This is a genomic window from Chryseobacterium tongliaonense, from assembly GCF_041224435.1.
In the GTDB taxonomy this organism is placed as follows: domain Bacteria; phylum Bacteroidota; class Bacteroidia; order Flavobacteriales; family Weeksellaceae; genus Chryseobacterium; species Chryseobacterium tongliaoense.
Window position 1 is genome coordinate 138,862 of record NZ_JBGFFD010000006.1, and the last position, 15,437, is coordinate 154,298.

The 15,437-nt window shown below is 36.3% G+C and carries 18 protein-coding genes; 8 read left to right on the forward strand and 10 right to left on the reverse strand.

Features of this window, described 5'->3' with window-relative positions:
• Nucleotides 1-7 precede the first annotated feature (7 nt).
• Complete coding sequence (locus tag AB8P06_RS13900; RefSeq protein ID WP_369842631.1) at nt 8-1,069, forward strand: efflux RND transporter periplasmic adaptor subunit; 1,062 nt, start codon at nt 8-10, stop codon at nt 1,067-1,069.
• Between the two features lie 7 nt (nt 1,070-1,076).
• Complete coding sequence (locus tag AB8P06_RS13905; protein ID WP_369842633.1) at nt 1,077-4,262, forward strand: efflux RND transporter permease subunit; 3,186 nt, start codon at nt 1,077-1,079, stop codon at nt 4,260-4,262.
• Nucleotides 4,263-4,516: 254 nt separating this feature from the next.
• Here the strand turns inward: AB8P06_RS13905 and AB8P06_RS13910 are convergent, their stop codons facing one another.
• From AB8P06_RS13910 to AB8P06_RS13950, 9 genes are all read right to left on the reverse strand, one after another.
• Nucleotides 4,517-4,963, reverse strand: a complete 447-nt coding sequence (locus AB8P06_RS13910; RefSeq protein WP_369842635.1) for a KTSC domain-containing protein — start codon at nt 4,961-4,963, stop codon at nt 4,517-4,519.
• A gap of 324 nt (nt 4,964-5,287) precedes the next feature.
• Nucleotides 5,288-5,869 (reverse strand): GDP-mannose pyrophosphatase NudK, encoded by a 582-nt coding sequence (gene nudK, locus AB8P06_RS13915; RefSeq protein WP_369842637.1) that lies wholly within the window; start codon nt 5,867-5,869, stop codon nt 5,288-5,290.
• Nucleotides 5,859-6,215, reverse strand: a complete 357-nt coding sequence (locus AB8P06_RS13920; RefSeq protein WP_369842639.1) for a DUF4406 domain-containing protein — start codon at nt 6,213-6,215, stop codon at nt 5,859-5,861. Before AB8P06_RS13920 ends, nudK begins: the two co-directional genes overlap by 11 nt.
• A gap of 63 nt (nt 6,216-6,278) precedes the next feature.
• Nucleotides 6,279-6,860, reverse strand: coding sequence for a Crp/Fnr family transcriptional regulator (locus AB8P06_RS13925; RefSeq protein WP_369842641.1), 582 nt, complete (start codon nt 6,858-6,860; stop codon nt 6,279-6,281).
• A 37-nt stretch (nt 6,861-6,897) separates the two neighbouring features.
• A complete protein-coding gene (locus AB8P06_RS13930) occupies nt 6,898-7,476 on the reverse strand; it encodes a hypothetical protein (RefSeq protein WP_369842642.1) in 579 nt (192 codons plus the stop codon).
• A gap of 14 nt (nt 7,477-7,490) precedes the next feature.
• On the reverse strand, nt 7,491-8,402 hold the full coding sequence (locus AB8P06_RS13935) for a TIGR01777 family oxidoreductase (protein ID WP_369842644.1): 912 nt from the start codon (nt 8,400-8,402) through the stop codon (nt 7,491-7,493).
• Nucleotides 8,403-8,427: 25 nt separating this feature from the next.
• Nucleotides 8,428-8,772 (reverse strand): hypothetical protein, encoded by a 345-nt coding sequence (locus AB8P06_RS13940; RefSeq protein ID WP_369842646.1) that lies wholly within the window; start codon nt 8,770-8,772, stop codon nt 8,428-8,430.
• A 5-nt stretch (nt 8,773-8,777) separates the two neighbouring features.
• Complete coding sequence (locus AB8P06_RS13945; protein ID WP_369842647.1) at nt 8,778-9,377, reverse strand: HPP family protein; 600 nt, start codon at nt 9,375-9,377, stop codon at nt 8,778-8,780.
• 9 nt (nt 9,378-9,386) lie between these two features.
• A complete protein-coding gene (locus AB8P06_RS13950; RefSeq protein ID WP_369842648.1) occupies nt 9,387-10,283 on the reverse strand; it encodes an arginase family protein in 897 nt (298 codons plus the stop codon).
• A gap of 300 nt (nt 10,284-10,583) precedes the next feature.
• Between AB8P06_RS13950 and AB8P06_RS13955 the strand changes: the two genes are divergently transcribed.
• The 6 genes from AB8P06_RS13955 to AB8P06_RS13980 all read left to right on the forward strand — a co-directional run bounded on the left by AB8P06_RS13955 (nt 10,584) and on the right by AB8P06_RS13980 (nt 15,120).
• The gene (locus AB8P06_RS13955; protein ID WP_369842650.1) at nt 10,584-10,916 is read left to right on the forward strand and encodes a single-stranded DNA-binding protein; all 333 of its coding nucleotides are present in this window, start codon (nt 10,584-10,586) and stop codon (nt 10,914-10,916) included.
• A 19-nt stretch (nt 10,917-10,935) separates the two neighbouring features.
• The gene (locus AB8P06_RS13960; RefSeq protein ID WP_369842652.1) at nt 10,936-11,394 is read left to right on the forward strand and encodes an HRDC domain-containing protein; all 459 of its coding nucleotides are present in this window, start codon (nt 10,936-10,938) and stop codon (nt 11,392-11,394) included.
• A gap of 142 nt (nt 11,395-11,536) precedes the next feature.
• Entirely contained in the window at nt 11,537-12,886 is a 1,350-nt protein-coding gene (hisS, locus tag AB8P06_RS13965; RefSeq protein ID WP_369842654.1) for a histidine--tRNA ligase, read from the forward strand.
• An 87-nt stretch (nt 12,887-12,973) separates the two neighbouring features.
• Nucleotides 12,974-13,621 (forward strand): GNAT family N-acetyltransferase, encoded by a 648-nt coding sequence (locus tag AB8P06_RS13970; protein ID WP_369842656.1) that lies wholly within the window; start codon nt 12,974-12,976, stop codon nt 13,619-13,621.
• Nucleotides 13,622-13,685: 64 nt separating this feature from the next.
• Nucleotides 13,686-14,222, forward strand: a complete 537-nt coding sequence (locus AB8P06_RS13975) for a PH domain-containing protein (RefSeq protein WP_369842658.1) — start codon at nt 13,686-13,688, stop codon at nt 14,220-14,222.
• 100 nt (nt 14,223-14,322) lie between these two features.
• A complete protein-coding gene (locus AB8P06_RS13980) occupies nt 14,323-15,120 on the forward strand; it encodes a class I SAM-dependent methyltransferase (RefSeq protein WP_369842659.1) in 798 nt (265 codons plus the stop codon).
• 49 nt (nt 15,121-15,169) lie between these two features.
• Here AB8P06_RS13980 and AB8P06_RS13985 read toward each other — a convergent pair whose 3' ends face one another.
• The gene (locus AB8P06_RS13985) at nt 15,170-15,406 is read right to left on the reverse strand and encodes a YtxH domain-containing protein (RefSeq protein WP_369842661.1); all 237 of its coding nucleotides are present in this window, start codon (nt 15,404-15,406) and stop codon (nt 15,170-15,172) included.
• Nucleotides 15,407-15,437: the final 31 nt, after the last annotated feature.

A 15,437-nucleotide genomic window follows, 5' to 3' on the forward strand; every position in this document is an offset into this window, starting at 1 on the left:
AACTATAATGAAAAAAACTTTAATATATATCATCGTAGCAGCTGTACTGGTAGGTTTAGCCGCTTATAAGATTGCCGGGAATAAAGAAAAGCAGACCAAAGAAGTAACGGAGGTTGCGAAGCAGGTAGATAAGATCAACGTGAATGTTGTAACGGTAAAAAGAGAAAATATTACTACAGATTATTCTGCAAACGGAACTTTCCTGCCAAAACAGGAGATGAACCAGTCTTCTGAGATCGCAGGACGTATTGTAAGCGTTTTGGTGAAAGAAGGATCAAGAGTTTCTGCAGGTCAGACATTGGCGATCATCAAAAAAGATGCAATTGAAGTGGATGTTTCACAAGCTCAGAATAATTTACAGAACGCAATTATTGATAACCAGCGTTATGAAAATGCGTTTAAAACAGGTGGAGTTACCAAACAGCAGGTAGATAACTCAAGATTACAGCTGAAAAATGCACAGGCAGCAGTTCGTGCACAGGGAGTAAGAGTAAATGATACAAGCATCCGTGCCGGAATCAGCGGGATGATCAACAAGAAAATGGTTGAGCCGGGAACTGTGGTTTCCGTAGGAACTTCAATGTTTGAAATCGTTAACATCAACAGTCTTAAACTTTCCGTATTGGTTGACGAAAGCCAGATCGGGAAAATTCAGTTAGGTCAGGAAGTTCCGATTAAAGTTAATGTTTTACCGGAAGATTCTTTCGTAGGTAGAATTACATTCATTGCTCCTAAAAGTGATGCCTCTTTAAATTTCCCGGTTGAAATTGAAGTTCAGAACAGAGGAAATCTGAAAGCAGGGATGTATGCAACAGCTACATTTAAAACAAACAATGGAGCGGAAACTCAGAATATGTTGACAGTTCCTGCAGAAGCATTCGTAAACGGGGTAAGTTCAGGACAGTTGTTTATCGTTCAAAACGGAACTGCTAAGCTGATTACCGTTACAGTTGGGAAAGTTTATGGAGATAAAGTACAGGTTCTAAGCGGTCTTAACGGCGGTGAGCAGGTTATTACCAGCGGACAGATCAATCTTGATAACGGATCGAAAATCAATATTATAAAGTAGAGGATTTATGAAGTTAGCAGAAATATCGATTAAAAGACCTTCGTTGGTAATTGTATTATTTACAATTCTTACGTTGGGAGGTATCCTGAGTTATACGCTCATGGGATACGAATTGATTCCGAAGTTTGAAACCAACATGGTTACCATTTCTACGGTTTATCCGGGAGCTTCACCTGCTGAGGTGGAAACTTCCGTGACCCGGAAGATTGAAGATGCCGTTGGATCTTTGGAAAACGTGAAAAAAGTGGAATCTTCATCTTACGAGAGTTTATCCGTAATTATGGTGCAGTTGAATGATGGTGCAGATGTAGATTATGCTTTGAATGATGCTCAGAGAAAGGTGAATGCTATTCTGGCAGACCTTCCGGATGATGTAGATGCACCGTCTCTGAATAAGTTCTCCTTAGATGATTTACCGATTATCACGATGAGTATTTCATCAGATAAACTGAACAGTAAAGACCTTTATGACCTTTTAGATAAAAAAATCGAGCCTATTTTCTCCCGTGTAAACGGAGTAGCGCAGGTTGATCTTGTAGGCGGGCAGGAAAGAGAGATCCAGGTAAATCTTGATGAGAAAAAACTTCAGGGTTACGGGCTTTCAATCGGAGACGTACAGCAGGCTATTCTTTCGTCAAACCTTGATTTCCCTACAGGTAGCTTGAAAACAAGAACGACAAAATCTACGATCAGGTTATCGGGAAAGTATAAATCAGTTGCGGAAATGAACAATCTTGTTGTTTCCAACAAAGACGGAGCTCAGGTTCGTTTGTCTGATATTGCAACGGTTTTTGATGCTCAGAAAGATGTTGAAAAAGTAGCGAGATTTAATCAGTTTCCTACAATTTTAATGCAGGTTAAAAAACAATCTGATGCCAATGCGGTAGCAGTGTCTGAAAGTGTACAGAAAACCATTGAAACCGTTCAGAAAAACTATGCAGCACAGGGAGTTAAAGTTAAAATTGTAAATGACACAACCGACTTTACCCTGGAATCTGCCAACCACGTTATTTTCGACTTATTCTTAGCGATTATTCTTGTGGCAATTGTGATGTTATTATTCCTTCACAGTATCAGAAACGCGTTTATCGTAATGGTTTCTATCCCGGCTTCATTGATTGCAACGTTCATCGGAATGAATTTAATGGGATATACCTTAAACTTAATGAGTTTATTAGGGCTATCGCTCGTGGTAGGGATCCTTGTGGATGATGCGATCGTTGTTCTTGAAAACATTTACCGTCACATGGAGATGGGGAAAAGTAAGATCAGGGCAGCCTATGACGGAGCTTCAGAGATTGGATTTACCGTAGCTGCGATTACCTTGGTAATTGTGGTGGTATTCTTACCGATTGCGATGAGTTCGGGACTTGTAGCCAATATCCTTGCTCAGTTCTGCGTCACGGTGGTTATTGCAACGATGCTATCATTGCTGGCTTCATTTACCATTATCCCTTGGTTATCATCAAGATTCGGTAAGCTGGAGCATTTGACAGGTAAAAACTGGTTCCAGAAATTTATCCTTTGGTTTGAAGGTTTAATTGATAAATTCACCCACTGGATTACAGGAATTCTTGAATGGTGTCTGAAAACTACCCTAAGAAGAATATCAACGGTAGTGATTACCTTTATTGTTTTGATTTCCTCATTCATGCTGGTGGCATTCGGATTCATCGGTGGTGAATTCTTCCCTCCGATAGACCGTGGTCAGTTCCTTGTTCAGATGGAATTATCAAAAGATGCAACGATTGAAAAAACGAATCAGATCACATTAGATGTTGAGAAGTTTTTAAGAAATGATAAAGATGTTGTAGACCTGATCACAACAGTGGGGCAGCAGTCTACCGGTTTTGGTGGGGCTCAGGCAACTACTTATCAGTCTGAAGTTCAGGTAAATTTAACAGATAAATCAGAACGTTCAGAAAGTACCAACATCAAAGCTGCAAAAGTAAAAAGAACTTTAGAAGAGAAATTCACAGGGGTTGAGTTTAAAACAGCTCCAATCGGTATCATGGGTGCTGAAAATGCTCCGATCGAAATGGTGGTAACTGCTCCTGATAACGAAATTGCCGTAAAAGAAGCAACCAGAATCCTTGAATTACTGAAAAAAGTTCCTGGAGCAGTAGATGCTGAATTATCTACCGATACAGGAAATCCTGAGGTTCAGGTGAATATAGACAGAGATAAAATGGCTTCTTTAGGCTTAAATCTTTCCAGTGTAGGACAGACGATGCAGACGGCATTCAACGGGAATACAGACGGGAAGTTCAGAGCCGGTGAATATGAATATGATATCAACATCCGTTTTGCAGACAACAACAGAAAGTCAATTGATGATGTTAAAAACCTGATGTTTACCAATCCTCAGGGAGAGCAGATACGTCTAAGTCAGTTTGCTGATGTAAAGATGGGTTCAGGACCGAGTTTGCTTGAGCGTAGAGATAAATCACCTTCTGTAAAAGTAAGGGCAAAAGCAGTAGGTAGACCTGTAGGAGACGTTGCCAACGAATGGGCAAATCAATTCATGAACAGCGATAAAAAACCGGCCGGTGTTGATTACATCTGGAGCGGGGATATGGAAAACCAGCAGGAAGGTTTCGGTACGTTAGGTATTGCTTTATTGGCGGCTATCGTATTGGTGTACCTTGTAATGGTATCATTGTATGACAGTTTCGTGTATCCGCTTGTGGTACTATTCTCCATTCCGTTAGCGATGATCGGGGTTATGGTGATCCTTGCCTTAACTGCCAATTCACTGAACATCTTTACAATGTTGGGGATGATCATGTTGATTGGTCTTGTTGCGAAAAATGCGATTTTGATTGTCGACTTTACCAATGCGAGAAAAGCGGCAGGCTCAAATACACATGACGCTTTGGTACAGGCTAATCACGCGCGTCTTCGTCCGATCCTGATGACAACGATTGCGATGATCTTCGGTATGTTACCGATCGCATTGGCAACCGGAGCAGGAGCGGAGATGAACAAAGGTTTGGCTTGGGTAGTTATCGGTGGTTTGACATCGTCTCTATTCCTTACTTTGATTATCGTACCGGTAGTATACTCTCTGTTTGATTCTGTCCTGAGAAGAATGGGCAAACATGAAAAAGTAGACTACGAAGCTGAGATCAAAGCCGACTACGTACACAAAGAACTAAGTGATGATGGGTATACTCCTAAACACATAGACTAATATATTATAACCTTAATTAACCGAAAAGCGCATCAGATTTCTGATGCGCTTTTTTATTTAAAATTTCATATAAAGTCCCAATAAGTATCTGTGTCATCTGCTCAATCTGCGAAAGAATAAATAGAATCAGACTTTTGCCACTTAACTTATCCTAAAATCGGTTTTAGACCAACATACAATCTCTATTCCATTTTTAAGCCACAAAAAAGGCTTCCAGAACTAACCGAAAGCCTTTACTTATTTTTATGTGAAAATTAATCTGCCATAGCCTCACCGGACTTTCTGTAGATGAAACTTCCATAAATGTGTCTTCTTGCAAAACGGCTTGGTGAATCAGCATTAGCCATTTTTATATACGTATTTCTGGGAACACCAATATATTCATACATTTTTCCATTCAAATGCTGAACGGTCAGAATCTGTTTTTCAAAATAGAAATCCTGAATGATTGATTTTGTTATCGTTTCAGTATATTCTTCTTTATATTTTTCCTGCGTTTCCGGGTTGATGCTCACCAAAAAATGGTAGGCTTCGATCACAGATTTGCTTTTTTCTTCAGCCTCCAGTTTTCCGGCTTCATCATTGACAAATTTATCAGGATGCGAATCTTTCATCGTATTTCTGTAAATTGTCTTTAATTCTTTTAAAGTAACATTTTTATCAACTCCAAGAAGCTTTCTGTGCTCACCAACTCTTTTCATATGTAGATATTTATTTTAAGATCCTATACAATCGCTATCTTAATCAACAATTTGTCTGTACTATACTGTCTTTTGTGATTGCGTAATCTGAATCCTTATTTCGGGGTGCAAAATTAGGGAATTAAATCTTAAAAATCATAAGTTATTCATTATTAATTTATTTGATTGTTTGTTTTCAGATATTAGTGTTACAAATTAGTGACATTTCTGTTAAATTATTTAACCACTAATAACACAAATAGTTTCACTAATAACACAAACAAAACTTATCATCATTTATTTGTGAACATTAGTGTAAGAAATTAGTGTCATCTGTGTTTAAACTTACATAATATTCTTAAGTCTCACATACTGCAGCAGCATAATCGTTTTGGCATCTTTAATTTCACCGGTATCAATCATAGTAAGAGCATCATCAATAGAGAGTTCCAAAACTTCAATATCTTCACCCTCTTCCTCAAGTCCGCCACCATCTGCGGTTTTCATTTCTTTGGTATATTCAGCGATGAAAAAGTGAAGGATTTCAGTAACTGAGCCCGGTGACATATAAGATTCAAAAACTTTTTCAACCTTTGAAATTTTATAGCCGGTTTCTTCTTCAGTTTCCCGTTTTATGCATTCTTCAGGATTATCATTATCAAGCAGTCCGGCACAGGCTTCAATCAGCATGCCTGTTGAATTCCCATTAATATAAGTTGGTAATCTGAACTGTCTTGTCAGAATAACGGTGTTTAAATCTTTATTATAAAGCAGAATGGTGGCGCCATTTCCCCTGTCGTAGGCTTCTCTGCTTTGAGTTTCAATGGACCCGTCCTTTTTAGTTTTTTCGTAGGTAACTTTATTTAAGGTATACCAGTTATCTGATAAAATTTCTGTTTTTATAATTTTTATTTCATTATTCTGCATGTGGAATATCTTCGATGTTAAAATAAATTTTCAGACCTCTTTCTTTAGCAATTCTTACATCTTCATCTGCTCCTTTTGACACACCTTCTAATCGCAGGACTGCATCACATTTTTCCAGAATGCGATGAGCAATGGGATATTGTATTTCCTGCCAGGCTTCATCACCAGGGTGAGTTGAACCTGCAAGATTAATTAATGGTAATGCGAGCCACTCTCCAATCATTGGAATATGTCCTTTTCTGAAAATAGGCAAAGCCGCTGATTCAAGATTGCTCATATTCTTTTGTATTAACTCTGGGTTATCATTTGTCCCGCTTCGGTACGGTCCGGCAATAAGTATAAGCATAATATTTTTTAAGTAAAATAACGGAACTTAAGATATAGAAAAAATAAGATAGTTTAAGAGGTACTACTTTTTATGTTTATTTGTTTTAATATTACTTAAGAATTCCGGAGTGATTCCCAGGTAGGATGCAATTTGTTTCTGGGTGATCTTTTCTGCGGCCAAAGGATATTTTTGCAAAAAAGTATAATACCGTTCTTCAGCCGTATTAGAGAGATTTTCAATAATTCTGAGCTGTTCTCTGATATATGCATTTTGCATCATTATCCTGAAAAATCTTTCAAATTTTGGGATTTTTAAATACAGTTTATCCAAATCATCTTTTTGAAGCTGCAGAACAGTGCTTCCTTCCAATGCCTCAATATTCAGCATTGCAGGTTTCTGATTGATAAAGCAGAACATATCTGTGATCCACCAGTCCGGAAGTGCAAACATAATTGTAGATTCCTTTCCTGCTGCATCCATATAAAAAGCTCTTAAAATACCCGACTGCACAAAGCTTATTTCCTTACAGGTTTGTTGTTGTTTAAGAATGAGTTCTTTTTTTTGAATATTTCTCTCTTTTAGTAAAGAAAGAAAATAAGAAATTTCCTCATTGTTAAGTGAAACATGTTTAGCAATATTCTTTAAAATTAAACTGTCATTCATAGGTATTTACGATCATCATTTATCAGAATTGACACTGTTAAAAAGTTCTTTGCAGTAAAAATGTCAGTTTTGAACCCTTGATAAAATCTTCCATAGAGGTATCTTTCGTTGCATTTTTATTGGTAAGCTCTATGAGATACTGTATCGATCCCGGAAGCTTATTGTCTTTACAGATAAGATTGAATTTTTTTATTTTAGGATCTGAATCCAGGAAGGGAAGATAATGGGAATCTTCTATTTTCATATTGCTGACATCAAAAGAAGCACGAGGATCTTTCTGAAGCTTTAAAAATCTTTTCTGTGTTTTGTCGGTCGTTTCATCAAGGAATTTTTCCATCAGATAATCAGTCAGCAGCTGAGGATAAATAAGGCCTTCCTGCAATATTAATTTTGTATTCTGATTCTTTTTATCATAAAAGATAACCTTGTCATCAAACCTAACCTGAAGATCTGTGACAACTATTTTGCCAGCAAATTTTTTATAATTTTTCTTCTGATAGTCTTTTTTAAACTGTTCGGCAATAATTTTATCCTTTGTGCTCAACGTTTCTTTTTTCTGAGCAAAAGCGTTTACTGACAATGATAAACAAAGACCTAATGAAATTAACAGTTTCATATATTTCATAATTTTTATTTCTTTTCTTTTAATAAATCTTCCAAAGCTCCTTTTAAATCAGGGAATTCAAATTGAAATCCTTCACGCTCTATCTTTTCGGAAGACACTCTGGAACCTTTCAGTAAAGCATCTGCCAGCTCTCCGAAAATTAATTTTAAAACAAATGCAGGAACATGAGGCATAAACATCGGTTTTTTTAAAACTTCAGCAATTTTTTTCGTAAAGTTTTCATTAGTGGTATGTTGTGGTGAAGATGCATTATAAGCTCCTTTTACATGTGGATTTTTTAAAACAAATTCATAAACAGAGCAGATGTCATTTACATGAATCCAGGGCATATATTGCTTTCCGGTGCCGAGAGGTGAGCCAATTCCCAATTGTATGGTTGGCAACATCTTTTTTAAAGCACCTTCCTTTTCTGAGAGAACGACTGCCGTTCGTATTTTAACTATTCTTTCAGCCAGGTTTTCTTCAAGAAGCCGGTCAGCTGCCTGCTCCCAGAGAATCACTACTTTACTGAGGAAATCGCTTCCTTTTTCATCATCTTCCTTGTAGATATTTTCCGTTGTTTTGGTGCCATAAACATTAATTCCGGATGCAGAAATAAATGATTTAAGCTTAATATTTTTCTTTTTTAAAGTGTCCAGAATCAGTTTTGCCGAATCTGTACGGCTGGAGATCAGTTCTTTTTTTCTCTTCTCAGTCCATCGCTGTTCAGAAATATTGGCTCCTGCAAGATGAATAATATGGTCAACATTCTCAAAAGCCGACTCATCAATGATCTCTTTTTGTACATTCCATTCATAATCATTATCGCGCTTCTTCTTCCGGGTTAAAAACCTGATCGTATAATCTTTTTCTATCCTCTTCGATAGTTCCTGTGCAATCATGCCACCGGCACCTGTAATCAAAACAACTTCTTTCATAAATAATCTATTTCAGTTTGAGTGATTATGCCTGATTCTTGACAATCAGAATAAAATCATCTTCTAGAAATTTATAACCGTAATCATAAATAAACTGATATTCAGAACCGTTCTTATAAACCTTTATATTAGTGAAATAATCAAAATCAAAACCCAAGCCATCCAGTTTGGATCTTGAAATTTTTGTTTTTCCTTCAGTATTGATTTCTCTCAGGATACGGTAGTTTTTACGGAGTTTATTATTGATATTCCGCATCAGGTTACTCGAATCCTTGTTGTGCTTGTTGTTATAGGCGTTTCGGCACGCATCATTGCAGAACTTTTTATCTGACCGGCCGATAATTTTTTCGCCACATTCGAGACAATTCATACGATTTATTTTTTCATTTTGTGGGCAAGTTTTTTTTTCTTCAGCAGTTTCATAAACCTGGTATGGGTAGGATAGCTTCTGTTTGGGGTCATATTATTGAAAAATAATGCTACCAGCAGTAAGATAATACAGCCTGATAAAACAGGAGAGATGACGTACCAATATCCCAATTCAGGAATTTTTCCGGTAGAGCTCACGGCAATCAGGGCTGTTGCCCCACCCGGCGGATGAAGGGTCTTGGTATATTGCATCAGTACAATGGAAAAAGCAACTGCCAACGGAGCAGACAACCAGAGAATATCCGGAAATATTTTATAAACCGTAACCCCTACCAATGCTGAGATAACATGTCCACCAACAAGGTTTCTGGGCTGAGCGAGTGGACTTTGAATTGCCCCGTAAATCAGGACACTTGACGCCCCGAAAGAGCCGATCAGGAATATGTTTTCAGCCTGTAATAAAGAATGCGATTGGATGAATGCGATAATTCCGATCCCAAAAAATGCTCCCAGAAATGACCAGAAATGCTCTTTATAATCTACAAGCGTTTCTTTATAAATCACATATTTTGAAACCCTGAAGGTTCTTTTTAAGGTCTTCTTCATTTATTCTTTTTAGTTATTGATCAGTTGAATTAAATTCTCCACAAAAATTTTGGTATAATAGCCGCTTTCATCATAATCGGGATCTAAAATAGTAATTTCAATTCCGAAACACCGGTCATCATTCATAAGAGGCTGCAGAATTTCTTTAAGATGGTCATAATCAATCCCGTCTTCCATTCTGCTGTCGACGGCTGGCATAATTTCATCTTTTAAAACATCAACATCAAAATGAATAAAGAAACCATCCAGATTTTTGTTGATTACTAATTGTAAAAAATATTCAGAGGTTTTTCTGAAACCGTTTTTCCTGAGATTTTCAATATCGAAATAATGAATCTCAGAATTTAGAATCTGTTCCACATATTCTTCATCATCTGTTTCTGCATTTCCGACGCAAAATATATTTTCTTCAGCAAAATAAGGTTTGAGATCGTAGATATTGGTGAGCTTTTCATGCCCCATTCCGGAAACAATAGCAAGATCCATTCCTGCCACACCACCACTCGGAGAAAGTCTTGGCGGAATAAAATCCGTATGCCCGTCCAGATAAAAAAGTCCGAAATTTCCGAGCTGTTTCAGGGCAATTGCATTTCCTATTAAAATACTACAATCACCTCCGAGAATGATGTTGAAGGTATTTTTATCATAGTGCCTAAGAATAAGTTCTGCTTGTTTCTTAGCATACTCAATAATTTTATCAGAATTTTTAACACCCGTTTCCTCATCAAAATCCATTGAATATTCCGGTGAATCCAGCCTGAAAATATTTTTAGGATCAATTCTTTTATGAAAATCAAATTTTCTAAGCCAATCCGGAAGCTTTTTAACGCCGGGCTCAATTTCGTGTTCTTTTTTTGTAAGTCCCAAATTGAGAGGAAACTCAAAAATATTGATATCCCTTTTCATAAATTGATATTTAGCCAAAGATACAGAATTATCCGTTTTCAAACGGCTGGGAATATGTTAATCTTTCCAGATAGTCTTTAGTACCACATTTTTAAAATGAGTCAGTGAAATTTAAATAGAAATGAAGAAAGAAGATTTTAAGGACATTGAATAAATATTATCCATTTACAAACGACTACAAATGAATTTAAATAGTTTTATACCGACTTTAGTTTGTGGGTTCTACAATCTTTGCAACAGAGATTTGAGAAAACAGTGAACGTCTCTGATCTGAATTATTAATCTTAAAAAAATATAGTTATGTCACTAAGAAACAAAGTAACATTAATTGGTTACACAGGAAAAGAAGTTGAAATGATAAACTTCGATAACGGAAATGTAAAAGCAAGTGTGTCTTTGGCAACAAGCGATCACTACACCAATGCAAAAGGTGAAAAAGTGGAAGAAACACAATGGCACAATCTCGTAGCTTTTGGAAAAGTTGCAGAAATTTTTCAGAAATATGTTCCGAAAGGGAAGGAGATTGCTGTTGAAGGAAAACTGACCTACAGATCTTATGATGATAAAGATGGGGTAAAGAAATATATAACTGAAATCAGAGTCGATGAGATTCTGCTCTTAGGAGGTAAATAATACTAATTTAAAAACGCAGATGATGAAAATAAAAGTTTTTACGATAAGATTAGACAAAGAGTTTTTACACAAAGACCAAAAATCTCTGGATCATTTTCTTGCCGGGCATGAGATTATAAAAGTGGAAACTGCTTTTGTAAATGATGAAAATTACTGGTCGGTAGTATTGTATTTTGATGAGCTTAAATCAGAGCCAGCCGGTAGTGTTAAAGAATCAAAAACGATCAAATATTCAGCAGAAAATGATGTGCTGAGCTCTGATGAAGAAAAGATTCTGAGTGCTTTAAAATTATGGCGGTCTGAAAAAGCCAAAGAACAAAACCTGCCTACTTATTTTATAGCCAGTAATAAAGAGCTGATGTCTGTCGCTAAATATAAGCCTGCTAAAAAAGAAGAATTGCTGGATATTAAAGGCTTCGGAAAGCACAAAATAGAAAATTACGGCGAAGAGATCTTGGAAATCCTGGAGAATGTCTGAATTTAAAAGAATGGTTCTAACGCACAAATGATGAGGCCATTCAGATGGGTCGGAGGAAATTATTTCTCCGGCTTTTATGTTGTGGTCTAAAAGTCCTTTCAATTCCTTATTTTTGCAAATACTTATCATTATCAATTATAAAATGAAACCAAGTTTAGCAAAAGGGACGAGAGATTTTACAGCACAGGAAGTTTCAAGAAGAAAATATATCATCAATATTTTACAGCATAACTTTGAATTATTCGGATTTCAGCCATTGGAAACACCAAGCTTTGAAAATCTTTCTACATTAACGGGGAAATATGGAGAAGAAGGTGATCGCCTTATTTTTAAAATTTTAAATTCAGGAGATTATACTTCTAAAGTAAATCAGGAAGACTGGGAAAATAAAAGCCATCAGAAATTAACTTCCCAGATTTCAGACAAAGCTCTTCGTTATGACCTTACCGTACCTTTTGCAAGATTTGTAGCAATGAATCATGGGAAATTAACCTTCCCTTATAAAAGATACCAGATTCAGCCGGTTTGGAGAGCAGACCGTCCTCAGAAAGGAAGATTCAGAGAGTTCTATCAATGCGATGCAGATGTTGTAGGGAGCGAAAGCCTTTTACAGGAAGTAGAGCTGGTTCAGCTGTATTTAAAATCGTTTTCAGACCTGAAAGTTCCGGTGACCATTCATGTCAACAACAGGAAGATCCTTTCCGGTCTCGCAGAATATGCCGGAATTACCGATAAACTGATAGATTTTACCGTAGCTCTTGATAAATTAGACAAGATAGGAAAAGAAGGTGTTGTTAAAGAGCTATTGGAAAGAGGAATTGTTCAGGAATCTATTGATAAACTGGATTTTTTGTTTACCCAGTCTGATGATGCTTTGGAAAACCTTCTTCAGCTTAAAGAAAAATTTGCTGGAAATGAAACCGGTTTAAAAGGTGTTGAAGAGCTGGAATTTGTACTGACACAGTCTTTAAGCCTTGGCGTGAATATAGAAAATTTAGTCTTTGATATCACATTAGCAAGAGGACTTGATTATTATACAGGAGCTATTTTTGAGGTGAAGGCAGATGAAGTGCAGATGGGCTCTATCGGAGGTGGCGGAAGATATGATAACCTTACTGAAGTTTTTGGAGTGAAAAATATCCCGGGAATCGGAATTTCTTTCGGATTAGACAGAATTTATCTGGTGCTGGAAGAATTGGGACTTTTCCCTGAAGAAGCTTCATCTAATGTAGAATATCTCTTTGCTAATTTTGGAGGCGACGAAACGCTGGAAGCTTTAAGATTGATTATGCAGCTGAGAGCAAAAGGAATTTCTGCAGAACTCTATCCTGAAAATGCAAAACTGAACAAACAGTTTACCTATGCAGAAAAGAAAGGAATCAAGAATCTTGTTTTCTTAGGCGAAGAGGAAATTAAAAATAAAAAAGTAACCTTTAAAAATCTTGAAACTGGAGAACAGAACACAGTTTCCCTTGAAGAATTTTTAGGATAAAAAATAAAAAGAAGTTTGTCTCAAAAGCCAACTCATATGACTTTTGAGACAGCCTCCTTTGTAATTATTATATAACTCTGATGAAAAATGAAAGAAAAAATTTCTTCAGATATTATAGAAAAATGGCTCAAAGGCTGGTCTCTGTCAAGAAATAAACCTTTGGCCGTAAGATATAAATCAGGATTTAAAGTTGAGGTTGGAGATCCTGAACAGAAATTCCGTTATGTATTCGCTGAACCCAATGAAGATTTCATTCAACTGGCAAAATCGATTAATGAGCCCTGGGTGTTTCTGAAAGTCTGTACTTCTTCTGATAAATTCAAAAATAATATCCCTGATAAATGGGAAGTTCAGCCACAAGGCTATATGATGTCCTGCTTTCAGCCTATGCGTATTTCCAATGTTAGTTTGCATAAGGATTATCAATTGGAATATGATCATTACAATTCAACGTCTGTTGTTAAAATACTGACTAAAACAGGAGAATTAGCTTCAATAGGGCGCATTGTCATTGTTGATGATCTGGCGATCTATGACCGGATTTCTACTGAAAAAAATCACAGAAGAAAAGGTCTTGCTTCTTTCCTGATGAAAGAACTTGAAAAAATTGCTTTATCAAAAGGTATTTCAAATAATTTTCTCGTGGCAACCGAAGAAGGCAAAGTTTTATACGAATCATTAGGCTGGGAGCTTTATACTTTTTATACATCAATCGTGATTCCCGGGAAGGTTTAAATTTTTGACCTGAATGAAATAATATTCGTAAAGAAATAGTAATTTAGGCTCTTAAACTATTACTATGAGCGAGAGATCAAGATTTGACGAAATCAAAGACGAACTGGAAAAACTGGATATCAATCCTACATTTTTTGCCAGAAAAGAGATTCGGGAATTACCCAACGTACTTTCAACGGACGAAAGAATAGTTTATCTGGTTGAAGGCAGAAATAAAACCACCAAACATCACATTATTTTAGTGGCTACAGACAGAAGACTGGTTTTTGTTGATAAAGAAATGCTCTACGGATTAAAAGTGGAAGATTTTTCGTACGATAAAATCACTTCAATACAATATGAAAAAGAGCTGATGCTGGCTTCGATAGATATTAATGTTTCAGGAGATATTGTTGAAATAGACGGAGTAGGCAAGTATGAAGCAGAATTGTTCTGCGAAAAAACAAGAGATTTTATGTCGCGTCCGAAAGAGTATTTTCAACCTAAAACAGAACTTTCAGTTTTAGATCAGCTGGAACAATTGGGAAAGCTTAAAGAAAATGGGGTTCTAACTGAAGAGGAATTCTTAGAACAAAAGGCTAAACTTCTTGAAAAACTGTAGATAAAAATAAGGATATTCAAAACGACTATATCAGGATTATTAAAAAGTTACCCTATAAATTTAAATGAATCTCTGATATGAAAACATATGATAGAAAACTATGGAAAATTATCTTGAAATCAATAAAAATTCATGGAATGCGAAAGTAGAACCTCATTTGAAATCGGATTTCTATTTTGTGGAAGAATTTTTAAATGGGAAAAGCTCCTTGAATTCAATTGAACTGGATCTTTTGGGAAATATTGAAGGAAAAACGATTCTTCATCTGCAGTGCCACTTTGGTCAGGATTCCATTTCCTTATCGAGGTTAGACGCAAAAGTTACCGGAATAGATTTGTCGGATAAAGCGATTGAAGCGGCAAAAGATCTGGCTGAAAAAAGTGGAACCGACACAGCATTTATCTGTTCGGATGTCTACAACCTTCCGAATGTTTTGGATCAGAAATATGATATCGTTTTTACAAGCTACGGAACCATAGGCTGGCTTCCCGATCTGGATCAATGGGCAAATGTGATTCATCATTTTCTAAAATCCGGCGGACAATTTGTAATGGCCGAATTTCATCCTGTAATCTGGATGTTTGATGATGATTTTGAAAGGGTAGGCTATAACTATTTTAATGAAAAACCGATTGTAGAAACCTATGAAGGAACCTATGTCGACCGTTCTGCCGATATTGTGCAGGAATATGTCATGTGGAATCATTCCCTGGCGGAAGTGCTTCAGAATTTAATTAAAAATAACTTGGAAATCGAAAAGTTTCAGGAGTTTGATTGGTCACCTTATCCCTGCTTTAAACATATAACAGAGTTTGAAAAAGGAAAATGGCGGATAGAAAAATTCGGAAATAAGGTACCGATGGTCTATGGGATTTCAGCACAAAAAAAGTCATCGTAATAGTATACTACGATGACTTTCTATATATGAATGTTAAAAAAAACTAGTCTTAATTTAAAGAATCTTCAGTTTTTGTTTTTACCTCATCAACCTTAGACTGCACCTGGGAAGCTACATCATTTGCCTTACTCTTAATATCATTTCCCCATTTGTTAAGATTGTCCTTAGCATTGTTAATTTTATCCTTTACCGCTTGTTGCTGCTCCGGAGTCGATTTTTTATATTTCCAATATGCCAAAGCACCTAAACCTAATAAAGCCAGTAAGCCGTTTGTTTTATTTCCCATGATTTCTATTTTTTAAGTTAATATAAAATTT